This is a genomic window from Selenomonas ruminantium subsp. lactilytica TAM6421, from assembly GCF_000284095.1.
In the GTDB taxonomy this organism is placed as follows: Bacteria; Bacillota; Negativicutes; order Selenomonadales; family Selenomonadaceae; genus Selenomonas_A; species Selenomonas_A lactilytica.
Genome location: NC_017068.1, coordinates 2,455,556 through 2,477,989 on the forward strand (window position 1 = coordinate 2,455,556; position 22,434 = coordinate 2,477,989).

17 protein-coding genes are annotated in these 22,434 nt (G+C 39.8%); all 17 read right to left on the reverse strand.

Annotated features, from left to right (window positions below):
* Nucleotides 1-12: 12 nt before the first annotated feature.
* A complete protein-coding gene (locus tag SELR_RS11920; protein ID WP_014425478.1) occupies nucleotides 13-1,650 on the reverse strand; it encodes a radical SAM protein in 1,638 nt (545 codons plus the stop codon).
* 14 nt (nucleotides 1,651-1,664) lie between these two features.
* Nucleotides 1,665-2,042: an HAD family hydrolase gene (locus SELR_RS11925; protein WP_014425479.1), complete on the reverse strand. Its 378-nt coding sequence runs from the start codon at nucleotides 2,040-2,042 to the stop codon at nucleotides 1,665-1,667.
* Nucleotides 2,039-3,559, reverse strand: a complete 1,521-nt coding sequence (locus SELR_RS11930; RefSeq protein WP_014425480.1) for a phosphotransferase — start codon at nucleotides 3,557-3,559, stop codon at nucleotides 2,039-2,041. The genes SELR_RS11925 and SELR_RS11930 overlap by 4 nt, the downstream gene beginning before the upstream one ends.
* Nucleotides 3,560-3,573: 14 nt before the next feature.
* A complete protein-coding gene (locus tag SELR_RS11935) occupies nucleotides 3,574-4,632 on the reverse strand; it encodes an NAD-dependent epimerase/dehydratase family protein (protein ID WP_014425481.1) in 1,059 nt (352 codons plus the stop codon).
* 9 nt (nucleotides 4,633-4,641) lie between these two features.
* On the reverse strand, nucleotides 4,642-5,352 hold the full coding sequence (locus SELR_RS11940; protein WP_014425482.1) for an IspD/TarI family cytidylyltransferase: 711 nt from the start codon (nucleotides 5,350-5,352) through the stop codon (nucleotides 4,642-4,644).
* Between the two features lie 22 nt (nucleotides 5,353-5,374).
* On the reverse strand, nucleotides 5,375-7,465 hold the full coding sequence (locus tag SELR_RS11945; RefSeq protein WP_014425483.1) for a hypothetical protein: 2,091 nt from the start codon (nucleotides 7,463-7,465) through the stop codon (nucleotides 5,375-5,377).
* 86 nt (nucleotides 7,466-7,551) lie between these two features.
* The gene (locus SELR_RS17870) at nucleotides 7,552-8,940 is read right to left on the reverse strand and encodes a glycosyltransferase family 52 (protein WP_014425484.1); all 1,389 of its coding nucleotides are present in this window, start codon (nucleotides 8,938-8,940) and stop codon (nucleotides 7,552-7,554) included.
* 54 nt (nucleotides 8,941-8,994) lie between these two features.
* Nucleotides 8,995-10,671 carry a hypothetical protein gene (locus SELR_RS11955; protein ID WP_014425485.1) on the reverse strand — a complete coding sequence of 559 codons (1,677 nt, stop codon included), beginning with the start codon at nucleotides 10,669-10,671 and terminating at the stop codon, nucleotides 8,995-8,997.
* Between the two features lie 40 nt (nucleotides 10,672-10,711).
* Entirely contained in the window at nucleotides 10,712-12,079 is a 1,368-nt protein-coding gene (locus SELR_RS17875) for a glycosyltransferase family 2 protein (protein WP_014425486.1), read from the reverse strand.
* A 20-nt stretch (nucleotides 12,080-12,099) separates the two neighbouring features.
* On the reverse strand, nucleotides 12,100-13,536 hold the full coding sequence (locus SELR_RS11965) for a glycosyltransferase family 9 protein (protein ID WP_014425487.1): 1,437 nt from the start codon (nucleotides 13,534-13,536) through the stop codon (nucleotides 12,100-12,102).
* A gap of 50 nt (nucleotides 13,537-13,586) precedes the next feature.
* Nucleotides 13,587-14,780, reverse strand: a complete 1,194-nt coding sequence (locus SELR_RS11970) for an FkbM family methyltransferase (protein WP_014425488.1) — start codon at nucleotides 14,778-14,780, stop codon at nucleotides 13,587-13,589.
* Between the two features lie 33 nt (nucleotides 14,781-14,813).
* Entirely contained in the window at nucleotides 14,814-16,088 is a 1,275-nt protein-coding gene (locus tag SELR_RS17880; RefSeq protein ID WP_014425489.1) for a glycosyltransferase family 2 protein, read from the reverse strand.
* A gap of 39 nt (nucleotides 16,089-16,127) precedes the next feature.
* The gene (locus tag SELR_RS11980) at nucleotides 16,128-17,228 is read right to left on the reverse strand and encodes a hypothetical protein (RefSeq protein WP_014425490.1); all 1,101 of its coding nucleotides are present in this window, start codon (nucleotides 17,226-17,228) and stop codon (nucleotides 16,128-16,130) included.
* Nucleotides 17,229-17,346: 118 nt separating this feature from the next.
* Nucleotides 17,347-18,651 (reverse strand): glycosyltransferase, encoded by a 1,305-nt coding sequence (locus SELR_RS11985; RefSeq protein ID WP_014425491.1) that lies wholly within the window; start codon nucleotides 18,649-18,651, stop codon nucleotides 17,347-17,349.
* A gap of 35 nt (nucleotides 18,652-18,686) precedes the next feature.
* Nucleotides 18,687-19,610 carry a UDP-glucuronic acid decarboxylase family protein gene (locus tag SELR_RS11990; RefSeq protein ID WP_231848087.1) on the reverse strand — a complete coding sequence of 308 codons (924 nt, stop codon included), beginning with the start codon at nucleotides 19,608-19,610 and terminating at the stop codon, nucleotides 18,687-18,689.
* Between the two features lie 28 nt (nucleotides 19,611-19,638).
* Nucleotides 19,639-20,979: a UDP-glucose dehydrogenase family protein gene (locus SELR_RS11995; protein ID WP_014425493.1), complete on the reverse strand. Its 1,341-nt coding sequence runs from the start codon at nucleotides 20,977-20,979 to the stop codon at nucleotides 19,639-19,641.
* A 110-nt stretch (nucleotides 20,980-21,089) separates the two neighbouring features.
* Nucleotides 21,090-22,373: a radical SAM protein gene (locus SELR_RS17885; RefSeq protein WP_014425494.1), complete on the reverse strand. Its 1,284-nt coding sequence runs from the start codon at nucleotides 22,371-22,373 to the stop codon at nucleotides 21,090-21,092.
* Between the last annotated feature and the right edge of the window lie 61 nt (nucleotides 22,374-22,434).

Below are 22,434 nucleotides of genomic sequence, written 5' to 3' on the forward strand. Positions count from 1 at the left end.
TCACCTGCTACCTTACTTCATAAAATCGAACCTGACAAAACCTTCAGGACGACTAACGACATAGGAATCTTCCATGTACTTTTTTACCTTATCCTTGACAGTATAATCCGGATTTAGGATATTTTTGCGTTCGAACTCGTCAATCGACATATGCCCCCACTGACGTAGATTGTTCATATAGCAATCAGATACGCCCAATTTCTCTCCCAAGCGTACAAAATCAGGGATTTCCTTATAGTTATCCTCCTGCACTACCATCTGTATGCGGAAGAAACGAATCTTTCCTTCACGTTTCTTCCGAGCCAGCATTTCCAAATTTTGCATCAGTTTATGCCAACTACCACCTGGACGTAATTTGTTGTATGTATCCTCACAAGCCGCATCGATAGAAATATAAATATCAATATTCTCGTAACAAGGCAATAACCGATCAAACTTATCTTCTGTAAATAGATTACCGTTTGTAATGAGAAAAAGATCCTGACGTTTCTTATTGCCATAGAGAAGCTTCTGGTAGTATTTGCTGGCAAAGACATCGCCATAGCCAGCCAATCTTGTCAACTTTAAATCATCAAGCACGTGATTTTCAATGGCATCCTTTACTATAGCATCCAACAAACGACGACGCTCCAATGTAGCCGCTCGTGGCCCAGGACGACATGACGGGCAGTGCAGATTACATGTGTAATCGATTTCCAACTGCAGATGACGAGGTTTTTCGCTGGTCTCAAAATGCACGCGTTTGTCTGTAGTACCGGCTTTTACTTGCAGCCTATTGCAAAAATGATGATTGCAGAAGCAATAAGTCTTATTCAACATTGAAAGACGGAAAATCTTGAACCATGTTGAATTCCACAACTGCGTCCATGTCCGATAATACAGACGCTCCCTATCCGCCCACTTCCCCTGGACTCCCGCCGGACAACATGGGAATGGCCAAAAATTGTTGCCAATTATCAGATTAAAGAATGGCAGGTCACAATCACAAGGCTGGTCTTCCGGCTGCGCGTAGACAGTTTCATGCAACATTTCCGAGAACTTCGGCATCAGTAGGATATCGCTGTCCATGAAATCCTCATTGACCTTCAACCCCAAATCCTCGAGCACGCAAATGCCATGCTCGAATTCTCGCGTTGCAACAATAAAATAATAATCTTTAAGCTTCACACTACCTACTTCTACACATTCCAGCATTAATGCTTCTGGTGTTCTGACCAGCAACGCGTCCAGACCACAAGTCTTGCTGACCTCTGAACCTTTATTGCAGTCCGTTAACACAGCCAGCTTCCTACCACGGGCAGCAAGTACTGGATCAAGTTCATCATCAAGTAACAGGAACAATTCATCGGCTACGATTATGTGCGCGTCAGATATGCCTTTAGCAAGCAATTCTTGTCTAACTTCTTCTGCATCAAAATCACATATCAAAACAATTTTTGCCTTTGTAGTGCCTGGATTCCATGCATCTAATGTAAAAACAGGCCTATCGCAATGTCCCTCAATCGGACATTGGTCTATTAAATACGCTTCAACTGCAAGTTCATCAAAAATGTACTCAACATCTTGCTGAAACTTTCCCATTCCATAAATCAAGATCTGCTCTTCACCTTTTTGTATCGCTTGCAACAGTTTTCTATTTTCCCTATCCATATGCTTTGAGCTCCTCACAAACTCTCATCTATTTCGGTACTTAATCCCAGCAGCCCCTCATTCCGCTTGCACTCCACGCTATAGCTCATCTTCAGCCCCGAGGGCTTGCTGTCATTCAGCAGGATGCGTTCCCCCATGGGCATCTGGAACTTGATATCGTTGTAGCGTATGCCCTCCTGCTTCAAGAAAGCCTCAGTCATCTCGCGAGCCTCTTCTTCCCTAGCTGTCAGTATCAGCACATAATCTTCTGCCGGGATGTTCTGCAAGAATTCCTTAGCCCCCGGCAGCCAGCGGTCTGCCCCCTCTTTGTAGCCATTGTGCTCCACCAAGGTACCATCAAAGTCAAAAATCCAGGTCTTCCCCAAGGTGGACAAGCGCAGATTCTCCTTCATGCGTGTTCCTCCTGCCATTCCTGCCACAGTGCCAGCCCGTTGTAGTATGCCAGGCACATTGAATCGTAGTCTTCCCAGCAATGGCTGGCCAAAGAAATCCAGACAATGGCATGGATAAGCTTCAGTTTGGCCACATTGCAGTCAGGAATCTTATCCAGGAAATACTGGGTCAAATCTTCCCAGCCGCTCCTGGCTATCTCATACCTGACGCCATCTTCTGCGATTTCCAGTTCAAAATCCTTGATATTGAACCTGTCGAAACGGCCTGCCAAGGAATAATAAATCTTGGCCCAGTCATAATAGACATCCCCCATGATCTCTCTGGTACCAAAATAGCCGCGGGCATCGATGAAGTAAATGCGCCCGTCTTTGTCAATCATGGTATTGGTCAAGGTACAATCACCATGGATGGGACCAAAGTCAGCCTGGAACAGGAAGTCATGGATTTCCTGCCAAAATTCCTCCCGGAAGAGCAGCACATTCCTGCACTTTTTCCCATTGATATTGATATAGGGCTGGTCGACAAAGGGAATGGCATCCCGTATGCCCTGCACCCTCTTGATGGTCTTGCTGTAGTAATCCTTCTCCAGACCGAAATAGTCTGGCCCCGGCTGGGCTGACTTGTGCAGTCCGTCCAGCATTTCCACCAGTTGGTCAATGACCTTCTTTTTCTGCTCGGCGGAGAGCTTGGCCAGAAAGATATTCTCTCCTTCAATGCGCTCCATGGTCAGCGGCTCATAGACATAAATCTTGGGCACAGCCTGAAAGCCATAGGCCGCCACAGCCTTGTACCAACGGACCTCGCGCTCAATCAGCTTCTTGCCTTCCTCTGTCAGTCCCGTCTTGATGACACAGTCCTTGGTGAACTCCATGTGATTGTAGGGGCGGCATCTGGCGGTACCTGGGTCGATAGTCTTCACGGCTTCCAAGGTGCCAGCTTCAGCAGTCTCCCGCAGATTCCAAGCTTGCAAGGGCAGCTTGCTCTCTGTCAGCCATTTTGTGAAGCTACCCTCACCTGGCAACCCCTGCAGCCTTTCCTTGCTGTCAAAGAGAAAACAACCAGCTACGCCAGACTTTCCCTCAGAAGGGAGCTTCTCCATAGTTCCTGCCCGAAAACGCCAGCTGCAGGGGAATCTGTCCGACACGCCTACATAGCAGGGAGCAGCTTCTTCCGGCAAAGCCAGGCTCTCATCCAGCAACAGGTCAGACCACAACAGCATGAATGGCTCACCTGCAGGAATGTACTTCAGAGCCTCTGCCACTCCTGCCCCATTGCCTTTCCCTTCGGCTTTCACCAACAAATAGTCCACATCGGCAAAAACCTGCAAATAGCGGCTGAGAACTTCATATTTATAGTCACCAATGATGACGAACTTGCACTTCGGCCATCGCTCAAAGAGATGGAACACGATAGGCCGGTTCAGTACCGGCACCAGTGCCTTGGGACGGTTCCGCGTCAGTTTCCCCAGTCGCGTACCAAGGCCTCCGGCCTGAATGACAATGTAATTTACTTCCATGAAATATATCCTCCTTACGACTGAGCCTTGGTAAATAGTTCCTTCTCAATGGCTACTGTATGCTTTATTCCTTCCTCAGGCGCAAAGCGTGGCTGCCACCCCAAAGCCCGCAGTTTCTTATCTGACAGCACCGCCCTGCTAATGGGGGTTGGCTGACTGTTATTATCCTCATACCGCACAGCAACGCCCCCGGCCTTGGCGGCCAGCTGGGCAAAGTCTGCAATGCTGACCTGGGCTGAGGTATCTGCCACGTTATAAGCCTCCCCGGCCTTGCCATGCAATAGCACCATCAACAATCCAGCTCCCCCATCAGCCACATAAGTATAGGAACGCACCTGCCCACCACGGCTCCGCAGGACAATATCTTCTCCACGGGAAGCCTGTCTCGTAAACTGAGCCGTAGCCCGGTTGTCTTTCTCCGTATGAGTTGGCCCGTAGGTATGGGCAGGCCTTGCCACCACCGCATCCACACCGTACTCATGTACATATGAAAGGCAGAGATTTTCTGCCAGACGTTTCGACAAGGGATAGCAGCTGCGGACGCTGGCCTGGTCAATGTGGCCAAAATCCTGCTCATCCAAAGCATCAGCATTGCCGGTCTCACCATAGACCTCACCGCTGGACAAGAACAAAAGGCGCCCACGGCCAGCCTGACGCAAGATGTCCAGCATTTTCCCAGTCCCCTCTACATTGGCCTTAATGACCTCCACAGGCTGCTCATACATGGAGTGGGGATCTGCACCACCTGCCGCATGAATGATATACTCTGGGCAGATATCTGGATATCCCCAGGCCTGTGTCACATCCTGCACCAGTAACTCCATGTTATCTACAGGCTCCACTACAGGAAAGCGCCCCTGCAACCGCTCCAAACTGCGTGCAGAAGCATAAATCTTGCAAGCCAGTTGCCGCTCCCTATTGCCCAGACGCAATGCATCCACCAAAAATGACCCCAAAAGCCCCGCAGCCCCCGTCACAAGTACAGACTTGCCAATCAGTTTTTCCAGACCAGGCACACTGTCCAGACAAGTCCGCAAGTCCTGACGATATAATTCACTTGACATCAAAGCCATAGCCATGCCTCATTTCAACCAATAGGAACGCTGTGCCGCCAGCAGTGCCTTGAAAATATCTATATCTTCCACCGTAGTGAGCTTCACGTTCTTCTCTGAGCCTTTGGAGAAATACACCTTGTGCCCCAGTTCTATCATTAAAGTCACGGAGGCTACCGAATTGGTGATGCCACGAGCCAGTGCCTCCCTATGCAAATCGCAGATTTCTCCTATATGAAAGGCTTGCGGTGTCTGAGTACGCTTCAGCTTCTCACGGGGATAAAGCTCCTCAGAGGATTGCTGATCCTCAGTCATTACCATAGCCTCAGCGCAGGGAATGACCGTGATGGCGTTACCATGCTCCCTAGCTACCTTCAGGCAGTCTGAAATCACGGCCTCCGACACCATGGGGCGGATGGCATCATGCACCAGCACAAAGTCTTCCCGCCCATAGTGTTTTTCCAGTTCAAACACCCCATTACGGATAGAAGCCTGACCGCAATCCCCACCTGGGATGATATGCTTCAGCTTCGTGATGTTAAACTGTCGAGCATACACCTCCAGCACGTGCATCCAATCAGCCAGACAGACCACAGCAATAGCATCTATCTCGGGATGCTTCTGGAATGCTTCTAATGTATAGATGATGACGGGCTTATCATGGACATTGAGAAACTGCTTTGGTATCTCCTGCCCCATCCTCTGACCTGTGCCACCAGCTATAAGCATGCCAATATTCATGGTGCATCATTCCTTCGTAAAATTATTTTTCATTAGTCAGCAGGCAGTCCACTCGAACTCCCATTAGATTGTCATTTATATCCATGCCGTCAAATACCTTTCCTGCTCCTGCGAAGATAGGCTGCTGATACATGGATAACAAAAAATGACCTATAGCAGGGCTTATAAACCCATCAGACTCACACAATGAAAAGAATTCATGACAAAATTTTTCAATAGCTTCTTGAGCCTCATCTAAAAGCTTCAATTCTTTATCAGACCTGTCTTCTTCCTCAAAAATTATATTCCCATTTTCATCAACAGAAGCGGCAGATGGCTCTGGCGATGAAAATATGAACTCAAGCGCATTATTCGCCAGCATATGCCAATCTGCCTGGGGAAGAAAAGTTTCCACCCGTCCCATAGTAACAGAACTACCAGACATATAACGTGCAAAGAAAAGGCCGTACAAATTTGGCAATACTGAATGAGTCAATGCACACTGTGTAGTACCCTGAGAACACAAATCTGCAAAAGCATACCGTCCTTCTCTTTTTAACCCCAATCTAGCGACATAACGCTCATATCCATCTTTAATGACAGCCGAACGAGCAAATATACTTTCCTTTTTGTCAACAACCTCATTCCATATTAAATCAGTGTCCTCCCCCCACGCTGGCGGTATATGACCATCCCCTGGTAGAAAACCAAAACACTCTCTAAGGAAATGGTGCGTTTGTCCAACCAAATGACCTTTCAACCACTCCAATGCCTTTTCTTCTTGCAATGCTGCACTTATGCAAAGTTTGCGGGAACCATAAAAATACATTCCTGGAGGTACATTAGGTAATTTCATAATTTCAGCAGCTGCTTGATAAAGTCTGTTGAACAACCATCCATCCCGAGCAGCAAAAAGCACTCCTTCGAAATGATGAATCTTAGCTCTTTGCAGCAGCCACAACACGTATTGAGCAGCCAATGGCGCCAAGAAAAATGAGGCAAACTGAGGCAAACTCTTAACAGACACTAATTTTTCTCTGACTGCAAATGGATTTCCAAAAGTACGATTCGCAAATAACCCTATTAGCAATCTATCGTTAAAATTTTCAGCAAACGACAAAATATTAGCCGCTTCTGTAGTCTTTAAAATCTGCAAAGCACTCGGCACCAACCATGAGTCGAATCCATGCACACGAGCTGACCATCCATCCATAATAGCATTGTCTCCTATATGAAGATATGTCTCTGCTGGATGCTCCTTACGCACAAGTTCAAATAACTGCTCTCCCTTGCCCGTTCCCCTGTCATCAGAAACATATAGTTCATCGTAAGCAGTTAGTTGATTTTCAGCGAGCACCTCCTGCAAAAACTCTGGTTGAAGATACATATCTGACACCAGCAGTACATACTTGCCTATATCATGTGCATAAGATAGTATCTCGCCCATTCCTGGTCGTGGCACAAGCACCTGACGCTCTGCTGCCAGCTCTTCGCGCATAACGAGAGCAGCCTGAGAATCTGTCCACCCCAACATTTCAGCAAGTGTCAGATAAATACCTGCCAATCCTTTATGACGCTTATCCCCACGTTCCGCCTGTATACGATAATTTTTAAATCCAGGAATATCTATACCGTGTTCACGTAAACGTTTCTCCACAATATCAAAAACATCGGTCGGAAAAAGCACTTTGCGCATCAAGAGCGTATCAAAGATATCAAAGCTAACAATATCATGCGATGCAATAGCCTTTCGTAACTCACTCTCTTGATTCTCTTCAGCGGGAAAAGCCTTTCCAAGACATTCAGCTTTCAGTTTGCCACTATACAAGCTATATATTACTATTCCATGTGAATCACAAAAATCACAGATACGTGCATAGATATGTGATTCTGCAGACAAACTAGCCGCAATGACTATAGCGTGTATGTTATTACGCGGCAAATCTTCTATTCGCCGTATAGGAAGACCGCAAAAAAATCCTGAGTTAATATCGCGATCTAAAAAACATGCGATAGATTTAGGGAAGTGCCAATACACTGCTTGCGCATTCAGTTTTAAGCCATACACGGCTACTTTACCAGTTTGTTCACGGAGGAAACAGCCTATTCGAAGTAATGTATCTTTATTTAACATTTTACTCCCATCCATTTCTTATCATTTTTTTTGCAAATCTTATACTTTTTGAATAAACTTTCACCTTTTTGTATAATCATATTAATTCAAATACAATTTCTATATAGTTCAGGATAAGAATTTACCTTTTCTTTCGGGAATAAACCATGTAGTACTGTGGAAGTAATTCCTATTATTTTTTCTATAGGTACATTAAGAAAATACAAAAGTTCAGCAGGGAATGGAACATCTAGCACCTCACATGATGGAAAATATTTTCGGTAATCAATTTCGTCTCGGGGATGTGGCTTGATAACAATACGATTTAAATCATAATTTGATAAAATTTTACTATATGCCTCTACTTGCTCTTTTTCAGTCATACCATAAGCTGTTAAGTTTTGTGTAAAAAGGAAGTAATCCCTATGCCTATTAATCAAATCTTGTATCTTCTTTTTAGGAAATCCAAATACATATAAGATTTTATTCTGTTCATCAGTTTTTTTCCTTTGCCATAATTTTTTAATGTCAATTAATTTAACTTTGTCAGCGATAGATGGAAGAACATTTTCACGACCTGTTAGAATTATGCTTTCTACATACTTATTGTGTCCAAAAGCTAGGTAAGGTTCACCATCATCCATGACCCCACTATAATTGTGGCAGCTATCTTCTCGATAATCAAAGATGCCATCTTCTAATTGAGTAAATCTGGTACCGAAATAATAATGAGCAAAACTATTATGGTCTACACCATATACGTGTATGTGATGACGTTTAGCATATTCCCCAATCAACATTACACGATGACTTATTATATCGTTTAAATACTTATGCATCATAATGGTCTTATCAACAAAAATCTCATTATCGATGAGCAATGAATTAATTCTAACTGCTATATCTTTACTAACACCAAGTGCTAGTATATAAGCGCTATCCCAATTTTCCTTTAACAGCATATACAGAAACAATGTATAAACAGTGTGAGTCAATACTATATCAGTAAATTTACGTTCTCGCTTGTTCCAATGCAAAAGCGGATCTAGCCAACCATTAGCTAATAATGCTGAATTATTTAGGTGAAGTAAATATAAATGAATTCTAGCGACAAAAAGGCAGTCTATTGGTGTAAGAATATACGACTCAAAAAGCTCATTCAATTCAGCTTCGATTATTTCGATATCCCATGTAGGAAGCACTATAACTCGTAGAGGACAATTAGTAGAAATTATATTTTTTAGATTTTCATTATCTGGAGTATAAACTGGTACGCCATCTACATCTTCTCTTATAGGAGATGCATCAATGAAGCAGCATACATGTCTATAATTCTTGATATCTTGAAAAACCTGTTGTGAGAGATAATTTAAACCGTAAAAAATCAAACACTCATCCTTAGGTAAAACGTCAGATAGATTCAGTCCCATATATTTGATTTTCAAATAATCACTATCTCGTAAATAACGTAATGCAACAAAAGCATCTGAATTCATCTAAGTACCTCTTTCAATTATCCTTACACCTATTTAGTACATAGCAATAAATTCCTAATCCAATGAATCAAGATAATTTAAAAAGTATTTCGTATCAATAAAATGTGCCAGATTAATTATTATATTGTTGAACATCTTGTTTGTTAGTACTCTTATTTCTTTTTCTACTCCTTGAGCTATATCTAGGTTGCTTATTGCAATAATAATACATTCGCCTGCAAACCAATTGGCAGAATTAAGATTGCACGTCCTAATTCCATCGTAGAAGCCAGGAATAGTAAACTTACAATCAATCCACTGCGAAATATGTATCTTATGCTTTCGTGTTAATTCATAGAAAACTATTTCACCAATTTTTCCTGCACCATATAAAGTAACCCGTTTAGTTAATTCAACGCCAACAAAATAACTTGGGACCTCTCTTCCCATGAGCGAATGACCATACAAGCGCTCATATTTTTTTAGAATCTTTAGACCGCTATGCCTGTATGTATAAGGGTATTTATTATGAATTCTTTCATAAAGACGTTCTGACCATCTAATATTTCCTCCAAAATACTCCCTCAAATTAAGATTTATCATCCTCCAATCACGGCGATCAAGAGATGGAGCGTAAACTTTCAGATGATGACCATCGGAGCTAATTGGCATACTCGCAAAAAAGTTAAAGAGTTTAGTATCAGGCTCGTTGTCTACAGCTTTTAATATATTGGATGCCCATGCTGAAGAAAAAGCTCCATCGTGTAAACCAATACGATGTGAATAGATCAAACATGACTGTTTTACTCCTTCAAGATAATCCCTGTAGCCATACCGATTCAACTCGACACTCTCATGACCTTTAAGAACAGGTTGCATTTCTCCAGTTGGAGATTTTTCGTAGCCAATGGTTTGTCCATGCAGAGCACGTGTAAAAAGCTCCATCAATGATGAAGAAGATAGTTTCGTATCTATAAAAGATAAAAAATGACAATGACTACTAACGACTGGATTAACAAGTACATAAAAAAAAGTTGGAATTTTCCTATTGTAAGCATATGATAATAAATTGGCTATGCAAGAAGACGTATAGCCTGTTCCCTGCACATCAACCAATCCAAAATTACCTTTTTCCAAATCTAATTCTTGTTTCAAATATGCTAACAAGGAAAATCGTGATCCCGTTTGTTGGGAAAAAATCTTTCTTCGCAGTTCAGTATTATGTTGAAGCTTGAGTATAAGTTGACGAGCATTAACATCATTAAGTCTCTGCTGCTCTGGAATATCAACATATTTCCTCATCTCGTCTATACTTAGTTGACATATGTTTGCAAAATCTTGCAGGCTATGCGGAAAACTTTGTGCTAATAATTCCCCAAAGCATTTAGAACTTCCATCAAAAGAAGGCAGGCGCCAAGCACGCCTTGATGAATAAAGATAACTAGTGCGAAGAGATAAACTATTAGCCTGGATAATATACTCAACAGCTTTTTGAACCACAAAACCATCGCGTGCTAAAAAGTACAGCCGATCCAAGCCCATCTGCAATGCTTGCTGCACCAACCACTGTGCGTAAGCAAATACCAATGCGCCACCCACAGTATAACCAATAGAAAATGGTACACTGGCACCAGCAAGAATGGATTGTAGCAATTGTGCTCCTGGTGTCGCTAGAAGCAAATCGGTGACGCTTCTACCCAGCAACGGTAATTCATTTGAAGTCGCACAATTTATCTCGCGGAAATTATCCATAATCCCAATCGCCACCCTTCAAATTCAGTAAAGTTTTCCTCTATTGCTCAACACAAACTTGCTTGAGTAACTCATCTTTATATACTTCTATAATATGGTTGTAATCAAGAATATATTTTAATATGAACGGCCAATAAAAGCTACCGTATCCTTTTGTGGATAAAATATACCTTATTTCATGTTCTTTACCTGACAAAGCTCCAATAATAACACTCACATTCCTATGCGTAATATTGACATTAGATAGCTTAACCACCTTATATCCATGAAATATATTTTCGTTGAAAAAAGCATCACTAACCAAAAAACCATCTATTTTTATATTATATTTCTCTAACCATGCTAAAACCAATTCACTACCATATCCTGTACCAAATATATATAATTCATCACTTCTTAATGATAACTTCTCAAATTTTAATCGCATTTTCTCCCATCTATATCCCAGTGTGACTAAACCATTTTTTTTAGACATAAAATTATACAACAATTTTATTTTAGATGGCACATTATATATATATCTTTTATCAATTGACAATATAATCTCTTGGTGTATGTATTGGATTTCCTTTGTATATTGTTCTCTTTTGTGAATGTACATGTCTACCAATCTATCTATCAACAAAGTAAAGTACCATTTATAAAAGTATTCACATACAAAAGCAGGATAACCACGTAAACATTGTATTGATAATTTTATAGCTTGAAGGAACGAAAAATCATCAACTCCAGATGTCGTGTGAGACATACTGGCAGGATGAAGCCTATAATGATAACTAAAATTTTGCAAGCATAATATTTTGTTTGCTCGTTTGAACACATTAATTGTTGTATATAGATCTTCGCCTTTAGTCAATATTTCGGCAAAAGACTCTTTATCGAATAATGATCTTTTGTAAATCTTGCACCATAATTCCCACGCAAAGATACGCCTTGTCAGCATATGTGTAACTGCTTCTATTGGTGAAATTATCCCCAATGTGTTTATCGGTCGCTCTTCAAGATATTTACTCCCATGAGATTCCTGAATGATACCTGTGACTACAATATCAACACTACTATTTTGCCTCGCGCCAAAAATCATGTTCTCATACATGTCCGGTTCAATCCAGTCATCACTATCCACAAAACCAATAAAAGTTCCCTTACTAGCTTTTATACCAGTAATTCTAGCATTAACTAACCCTTCATTAGTTTTATGTATAACCTTAAACCTTGAGTCTACCTTGCCATATTCGTCGCAGATTTTTCCTGATGTGTCTGTGGAGCCATCATCTACTAACCAACACTCCCAATTTTCAAAAGTTTGATCTCTTATAGATGTAAGACACTGCTCTAAAAAACATTCAGAATTATAGATAGGAACAATGATACTAAGAATCGGTGATGACTCATTATATAAAGCCATAAAATTCTCCTCATGCCTTGCTATGAATGTATTTTCGTATCCAAATATTTTCGGATTTTTTCCATGACCATATCGGGATGCAACGCCTTCATACACTCAGGTTCATCTAACCGTCTTATACATGAAGCAAAGTTATCCTCTAAGTAACAGCATGGTGGACAAATATTGGCAGATATATTGATATTTTCTTCATATCCAAAATACCACTGTGGAGTTGGGCCAAAAAGCACAGCACATTTAGTCCCCAACTGTGTAGCCAAATGAACCAATCCACCCTCACAGTCTACATGTAAAAGAGCATTTTTTAAAATATATTTTACCAGTTCAAGGTTCTTACCAATGATTTCCTTATCTATTCCATCTAAATGCAGCTCATTATCTCCACCAATTTGTACAATACACAACTCTGGGTATTCACCGTGAATCATTTCAGCGAGTTTTGTGAAATACGTTGATAGCCAAACCTTTGCATGTTTCTTGTTCTTAGAAGATATTTCCCCCCAACCATAGTGAAATGTAATATAGTTCCTATACATAAGACCCAGATTATTAAAGTTTGTACATTCAGACTCCGACATAGGAATAGGTACTCTAGTATCCTTTATTTCTAGCCCCCCTGCTTCCGTATATGCTGTATATGCATTTCGATTAAAATATCGACACCTAGCAAAATGCACACTGTTTAACGTCCTTTCTTGAGAACCAGCCAAGCCATATAAATTCAGTTGCTTACTTAAATTACGAACCATATATAAAAGTCTAGGCGCAACCAATTCTATCTTATTTTCTGAAATTTTATCTAGTGACAGAAGATAAGTAACATAGACAGCCAAATCATACTTTTGGCACTGGCTTGCGTAAAAGTTCCAAGGAAAAACATTATGCAACTGGGGTAAATCAGAACAAACAGCTTCTATGAATTCTGCTTTTCCAAACATATCAAGCAATGTATGTGGCGGCGATAAACGCAAGATTTCCATAATGTATTTCTTCGCAATAATAATATCGCCAAGACCATTGCCCACAAATACAGCAATCCGCACTCCATTATTATCAATTTCATAGGCAAACTTATCTGAATAATATCCCATCTTGCGAGATATCATTGGTACAATTTTATTTGGTGCTAATAATATGGAATCATATATTATCTTTTTTCCTGAAACACCCAATTCTGCTTTCAAATATGCTACTACTTTTTGACACACCAATTCATTATTTATGGCTATTACAATATAATCGTAAGAATAAGCAGCGATTGTCTCAGGATCTATCACCTTTATATTTTCACTCAATAATTCATACTTTTCCCATTCTCTATCCGCAATAGCTACAACTTCACAATATCCGGTAGTTATCAATTCTTGCCAGAAGATTTGTCCCACTCTGCCTGCACCATAAATTATCACTTTGGAACCTTTATCGACCTTCCAAAAAGGAAAAATATATGTTTCCATTGTCTGTCACCAATTTTCTAACGATATATTTACAATATATCAATATTTTCTCATTGCCATGCAAGCCTCTCTGGACGAACACTATCGCAACGCACATCCATAGGATTTAGTAGAAATCTCTCGTGCAGAGAAAAATTCCAGTCTGATGTTCTCACAAAAGTCAGTTCCATTGCCTCTGTAATCATCGCATTTCCGATATAGGTGACAGAGCCCCAATTATTAGCATGTAGATGCACCAGCGTATGCGTGCGCTTCAACCCTGCCAACGCCTCAAGCAACGCATCCCACTTCTCTATCTCATCCAAGCCATGTAGTTCCAGCACAATCTGTGCAAACTTAGACTGCACAGATTCAGATAAGTTACGGAATACATCTACTTCAAAACCCTCAATATCCATCTTCAACAGCATATCTTGATCCTGTAGATGTTCATTTTCACGCATAAAATCTGTCAATGTGGATAGCTCGAACCTAGATTCGTCATGCTCACCAATCAATCCGCGCTTTTGATAATGAAAAGACGGATGCTCTTGTGGTAGTTTCGGCACGGTATGATCATACATATAAACCTGATACCCCTGTTCTGCCATCTCGTATTCAAATGATACATCTCCCCCCACTCCAAAAGCATATAAAATTTTTCTTTCACTAATTGGATAATTTTCTACTATTAAATATCCGCCATCACCATGCTTCCCTAGACGTACAAAATTATGTGTATTATCTATCTTGTAAACAGTAAGTGCAGACTTAAGCAATTGAAATTTCTCATTAAGCCAAGATTTTTCCCAGTCCTGACAAGTCCTAAGCCAACATTCATTCTCGGCAAAAGATTCCAGACCATACAGCATTTTTCCAACACGATTACGTAGGAAATAATCCATGCTAGAAATCTTTTGAAGTATCTGTTCTCTATCCGACTCCAATAGTACATATTTATATACACACTTCTCTGCAGGCACACCCAAATTTACCAGTTCAACCTTTACAGATTCAGCGGTTGTAACTGACAGTAAGGCAATGACTATATAATCAAATTCTGTTTCCTGGACAGATATTGGTGGTCTAACCGCGATATTATTAGAGTTTATAGATTGATAATTTTTATCTACAGAAAAAAGCAATTCACAATAGTGATTGTGCTCTATTTGATCAACAAACATCCTGCCCAACCATCCCATGCCATAAATTATCACTCGAGAGTTTTTCTCTACTCTCTCATAGGGGAATAACACATAATTCATAGACGTTTCCTCAATTCTTTTATTTTAATCATTTTATACCATACATATATAGGTTTGATTCCCCAATAATTTCAAAACATTTATCATCTCAATTTGCTTATCTGGCATCACAGCTAGAAGAACTACATTATTGGGGGATTTTCTACACAATTCATTTATGTCACAAATTTCATTTCCCATAAAATAGTTGTTTGTTTTATTAGTGACTGCAATTTTAAACTTATCAATCCCTAAATTATGAAGGTATATCAGCGTTCTACCTGCAACATATCCTGCTCCATAAACAATAACAGTATTGCAATTTTTCATTAAACATAATTCTTCATCAGTAAATTTATGCAATGATGGTTCTGGCCTAACAATACACTTAAACACCTCAAGTGCAATATTTTCCCACGGTCGTAAAAATACAATTTTTCCCCCATCGATGATGTTAAAATTATCATTCCATATGCGATGTACCAAGGAAAAATGCCCACCTAACCACCTCGATATACATTCCATATTATCAGGCAGAATGTTTTTTTGATATAAAACCTCCTTCATTGCATAGCAAGCTTGTATAAATTTATCCATTAGATATTTTTCTGTAAAAACATCAGTTGTCACCGATGCATGTCGACGATAATAATGATATAATGGCACATCAATACATTTAGTTCTGTCGGCTCTCAAAATTGCCTGCAATGAAAATAAGCAATCTTCTTCAAAACGAAGTTCTTCATTGAAAAACAATCTACTGTCATGCAGAAACTCCCTCTTGAAAACAGCCGCCCATACCACCCCTAACTGTGCATTGTTTCTTAATTGAAGAACAAACATTTCCTGTCCGTTTATAGCTTTATCAATACATGCCCCCGCACGTGTTCGGACCACCATACCTTTTTCTTTTTGCCTTATCTTATCATCCTCATATTCAAAAACAAATCCAAAATATAGTATGTCCAACCTATCTTTCGTCGATAACTCATATAGTTTCTTGGCTGCATCTAGTTCTAGCCAATCATCTGCATCAACCATAAGAATATATTCGCCAGATGCTACTACTAAACCAATATTTCGTGCAATCGATTGTCCTAAATTTCTAGAAGGCACTTCATTCCCACTGCTATAAAACAACTTTACCCTTTCATCTCTTGCCGCATACTGTTGAACAATCGCTGTCGAACCATCAGTAGATGCATCATCTACACAGATTATCTCTATCTCCTTCAAAGTTTGTCCTATTAGACTATTCAAGCATCTACTTAGATATTTTTCAGCATTAAATATCGGCACTATAATAGAAATCTTTACATATCCTTTCAATACTCGTCACCTCAAATTTACATTGCATAAACTGAGCAGTTACCTTCTAATACATAAAATACCATTTTTCTTAAACTCATCATCAGCGAACAGCCAAGCACATTGTGCCAAATGCACCGAATCTCTATAATATTGTGTTTTAGTTTTATACTCCTCGTCAACCAGCATTGGAAAAATCGACAAACATGTTGCAATATTTCCATCTAAGCATTTCTTTTTTAGTTCTCTTATAAAATATTCTGTCGCTTTATTGCGTTCAGCTTGCGTCCCAGAACGTGGAAAATTATCATCTAATTTGCAATCATCACTTTGAGAAGCCACTGGACACCAAATATAGACTCTATACTTTTCGCTCAACTTATTAACAAACGACACATAATTTTCAACAACTTTATCGACCACGCGATGAAAGTCCCCCCCCCTTTTTGTCTGTTTAAATACATGTACTCTTATATCAATTTCCCCGAATACGCATAATATCTTCTCACCAGCAGGAATTAGATTTAAAATACGGTCTATTTTTTCTCTTGCTTTAGTGGTTGTCCCGTAATTATTTAGATTATATGCCAATGCTGGTCCCAAATGGAATACCTTAAATGGATCAATACGTGGTCTGCACAATCCGAGACCATCTCTATACACATAATTGTCTAAATAGCAGCCAGAAAAAAAACATGCATGACTATCACCTATCACAAAAATTCTATTTTTCTCTTTCGGGTTTATATAATATCTTTCCAGCATCAAATCCCATAATTCATGCGAAGAATTCATTCCATTACTTATTGAATTATCATTATTGTTAATTATATTGCTAAATACTTCTACGCATTTATTAGGAGGAATAAATTTATATAAATGATCTCTTATCTCATGAAAATTATTTACTTGATAACTGGCAACCAGCACTATGATATCCTTCTGATTTTTGAGAAATGTGCTATTTTTTACTTTATTATTTACATCTGCTAAGAAATTATCTATTATCGCAAATTCTTGTATATTAAACTCATAATTCATTATTCCTTTTAAGATTTTTCCACCTTCGCCAAAAGGATATATAACAAATTTTGTATCTTTGCCAAACTCAATCAATACTCTTTCCAAAGCATTTCGGGCTAAAGCAGATAAATTAGGCATTTAATCTTCTTCCTTTATCAGTAGCATCCTCACAGTATATCTTTTTACATATGGATATTCCAGTCCCTAATCAAAGTCTAGTATGTCTATCTCATCAGTAATAGTGCCCACTTATTTGTTATACTTTTATGGAATTCGGAGACTGCATGACTGCATATCCTTCTTTAAGTACGATATATGAGAAGTGTCTCTCATCTAACAAGCAAACTATTTCATCTTGCCAACACCTCGTTACAGCTAGAATAATTACATCCTTTTCATCATCGAAATTCTCCAAAGATCCCAAATCATATAAAGGGAATCCAGCTACATTTGTTTTGTCTTTCTTATCCGTAACAACAAAATATATTTTATTTCTCGAACAACCATATTGTAAGAGTAACTGCAACATCTTCTGCCCACATACACCGGCACCATACAAAAAAATTCTCTCTTTATTTATTACCCGGTGCAAATCAGATGAATTCATAAAGATTTCTGATCGACGTTCTTGTATACTTTCTAATACAACGCCTCGTAGCAGCATAGCATCTACAGGACTATTGAATTTTAACTCAATCAGTTCCTCTTGTGAAAATTTTTTAGCATAATTCAATCCAACTGTTAAAAATACGCTTACATAGTTCAACGCTTCCATAGCACATCGGCTATCATCAAATTTATGTTTTCGCAAGAACTCTGAACAACGTAACCACAAAAGCAAATATGAACGGCAATGACGCAGCTCATGTGAAAAAGTACGTCCCGTCATTACAGACCCATCTCGGTAACGACGTAAATGAAATGCCTTCGGTAAAGCCATCATTTTCTTGGCTGTCAATACTGCTCGCAGACAAAACAATTCATCCTCATGTGGCGATGTTTCTTCATCATTAAATATTCCATTATCTAACAAGTACGAATGTCTCCAGAGGTATCTTCCTGGCTGACATGATGCCCTTTCTTTAGAACAGAATTTCAAAAATAAATTTTCTCCCGATATCACTCCATTATCTATCTGAAATTTAGCAACTGATGCACTCAATGATACACCTTGCTTGAGTTCTGGTGAATCAAAGACATCCTCAGCATCAAAAATTATTCCTTCAACCTGCTCTTGGTCAGCTATTCGGCACAATTCTGAAAGAGCATTTGACCGTAACATATCGTCTGAATCCAAAAAATATACATACTCTCCCCTTGCTTCACGCAAACCAATATTTCGTCCTGCAGCCTGTCCACCATTTTTTTCTAATTTGATTAAACGAATACGATTATCCTGCAATGCATATTTTTGCATAATATCTGCTGAATTATCAGTAGATGCATCATCTATGCATATAATTTCCCAACTAGACATATCTTGTTCTATCACACTATCCAAACAAGCTGCAATATAATCCTCAGTATTATATACAGGTATAATTACTGAAACTTTTATCATTTCAATTCACCTTCATACTCTATGACGTACTTAATTTACATAAGCCCTCTAAAGTACTCAATCGTCCTCTTTAAACCCTCTTCAAGAGCTACCTTTGGTTTCCATCCTAACTCTGACATCGCAACATCAATAACTGGGCAACGCTGTACCGGATCATCCGATGGCAGAGACTTATAAACAATTTTTGATGAACTTCCTGTCATTTTCAATACAATTTCCGCCAACTGCTTTATGGTATATTCAGCTGGATTACCTATATTCACAGGTCCGGAAAAATCTTCGCGGGAATTATTCATCATACGGTACATGCCCTCAATAAGATCATCTACATACTGGAAACTACGAGTCTGAGAGCCGTCCCCATATATAGTAATATCCTCACCTCTCAAAGCCTGCACAACGAAATTAGAAATAACCCTGCCATCGTTCAAGCTCATACGTGGTCCATAAGTATTGAAGATACGCACAACTTTAATGTTAAGATTTTCCTGTCGCTTGTAATCGAAGAACAAGGTTTCAGCCATGCGCTTGCCTTCATCATAACATGAACGTATGCCAATGGGATTTACACACCCGCGATATCGCTCTGGCTGTGGATGCACCTCCGGATCACCATATACTTCAGATGTACTTGCCTGTAAAATACGTGCTTTTAGTCGCCTTGCTAGACCTAGCATATTCAATGCCCCAAGCACACTGGTCCTACCAGTCTGTATGGGATCATGCTGATAATGCACAGGGCTGGCAGGACATGCCAGGTTGTATATCTGATCTACTTCAACATAAAGTGGCATCGTTACATCGTGACGGATAAATTCAAAATAAGGATTACCCAACAAATGCCGTATATTGTCTTTATTGCCCGTGAATAAATTATCTACACAAATTACATCTGAACCTTCTTTTATTAACCTGTCACAAAGATGGGAGCCCAGGAATCCTGCGCCACCGGTAACCAAAACCCTCTTCCTCACATCGCATCAGCTCCTACCGCCACTCTACAAAATTGTCCCCCACACCGATCTGGTAATACTCGAAGCCCATTTCCCTCAAATTATCACTCTCATACTGATTGCGCCCATCAAAAATAACTGGTTCCTTCAAACATTCCTTAATCCTCTCAAAGTCTGGGCATCTGAATTCTTTCCATTCCGTGATTAAAATAAGTGCAGCACACCCCTTCAATGCATCGTATTTTCCATCAAAGTATTCTATGTTCTTATTATCACGAAAATATATTGTCCGTGCCAATTTCTCTGCCTGCGGATCATACGCATGCACCTTTGCCCCCCGCTTAGTCAGCTCGCCTACTATCACCAGCGAAGCTGCACAACGCATATCGTCCGTATCAGGCTTGAACGACAATCCCCAACAGGTAAAGTGCAATCCTTCCAAATTCTCCCCGTACTTAGCTACGATACGCCTAGGTAAAACTTGTTTTTGCGACTCATTAACTGCTTCAACAGCCTTCAATATACGTGCTTCGTACCCTAGGCCACCACTAGTACGGATAAGTGCCTGTACATCCTTTGGAAAACAGCTCCCTCCATAACCGCACCCAGGAAAGATAAAACTATAGCCTATACGAGGATCAGAACCTATTCCCATTCGAACTTTATTCACATCTGCTCCTACTAATTCACAAATATTTGCTATTTCGTTGATGAAGCTGATTTTTGTAGCAAGCATACAATTGGCAGCATACTTCGTCATCTCTGCACTTGCAATATCCATATGAAGCAGATGACCTGTGCTCCTAAGAAACGGTTTATAAAGTTTCGCCATCAAACGTGCTGCTTTTTCAGATTCAGTACCAACTATTATTCGGTCTGGCAGTAGACAATCATGCACTGCTGTTCCCTCTTTCAAGAACTCTGGATTTGATATCACATCAAAAGTAAGCTCACTATCGCGGGCATCTAATTCATGTTGTACCGCCTTGCGTACTTTTCGTGAGGTCCCTACTGGAACGGTTGATTTGTCTACGATAAACATATGTCGTACCATCATTCTTCCGATGGATGATGCCACTGCAAGCACAGCTGACAAATCAGCACTACCATCCTCTCCGGGAGGTGTGCCAACTGCAATAAAACAAACATTTACCTCCTGCAACGCCTCATCAATATCAGTTACAAAGTGCAGTCTATCTATATTCTTCTGAACTAATTCCTTCAACCCTGGCTCAAATATAGGTATCACTGTATTTTGCAATTCTGTTATCTTTTCTTTATCTTTATCCACACACCATACATCATTCCCCATCTCCGCAAAGCACGTTCCCGATACCAAGCCAACATACCCTACCCCCACAATCGCTATTTTCATGCATATGTCACCTGCCCTCTTCTATTTTCTTCTCTAATATGATAATTAAAAATGTCACTTTTTATAAAAATATAGACCTCAACAATATTTTTCAAAAATGTAAAATAGGTTCAAACTACTTCAATATGAAAGTATTGGCAGGCGGGCAACTTCTTAAGATAATCTCCTAATCTGTCATGAAGATATTCTGTTATTTCTATACGCTTATCTTCAGGATACGCATCCATAACATTTGCTGGGAGAGTTTGTGCCCAGCGAATTCTCCCCCGCACTGAACGACTTTGGACATTAAATAACACATATTTATCCGGCTTATAGTACACACAGCCTGGATTTAAAATACAATTGGAAAGCAACCATAATATTTCCTCTCTATGTTCATCTTCAGACAAAGCAATCCAATCAGAGGGATTGGCTGCACTAAGATTTTCACGCCAATTATTCAAGTGACAAATATGAACGGATCTAGGATATAGATTACGATTACTAGCCGTTGTCCTAACATTTCCTCCTGCATCCATATAATCATTTATACCAGTAAATGTTGGATTCTTAAACTTAGCATAATTCTGCGGATCATGAACAACACAATGCCCTTTCAACGCTTTTGGACTTCCTATTTTTTTTAAACGTTCAAATAGTTTCGGGGTAACATCATCGTGTTCTTCACTTGACAGTCTTTTAGGAACATCCAAACATCCTCCACAGATTTCACACCAAGAAAGCTGCTCACCAAAATCTTTCGGTTTTCTTCGCCACCAACCCGGTTCAATAGCCCAACCACCAGGACCGTCAAAAAGCATATCCAGGGCACCGGCCACCTCGCAAAAAAATGCTCCTTTTGGCGTAACAGTTGCAGACCATGTATTTTGTACCCAACATGCATCACGCTTTTTGATCCATTCTTCGTCCGGTATGCCCAATTCATTGCGACTCATCAACAGAGCCTGATGCATACATTCATTGTTATGGTCATTCAAAAGTTGCCGAGAAAATGATTGATTTATAGTTTCAAAATGCTTGTAATACGAACTCGTCAAAGATGACCATAGTCCTGTATTAACTCCTGCATAATCTCCAGAAAAATACCTAGTAATATATCCCTGCATATTGACAATCGGTTCTCTAGCTGTTTTTACATCTTCCTTTAATCTAGCCTCTTTGAGATAATCGGCCATACGTTCAAACTCAGGGTGTAGTGTAGGCTCTCCTCCTATCATGCCAACTGTGTTCGGAAAATCAGCCAAAGAATCAACAGCTTTTTTAAATGTGTCAAAATCCATAAAAAAAGGTTTGACATGATGTCCACACATGCGTGTGCAATTCGAACATTCATGTGCACACGCATTGGTAACATCTATTTGTATAATAAACATGTCCGCTGGACTACGCATAAATTCATCTCCATTTTTAGTTATTCATAAACTTGCATCTTTTCCTGAGAATCTTGAAACC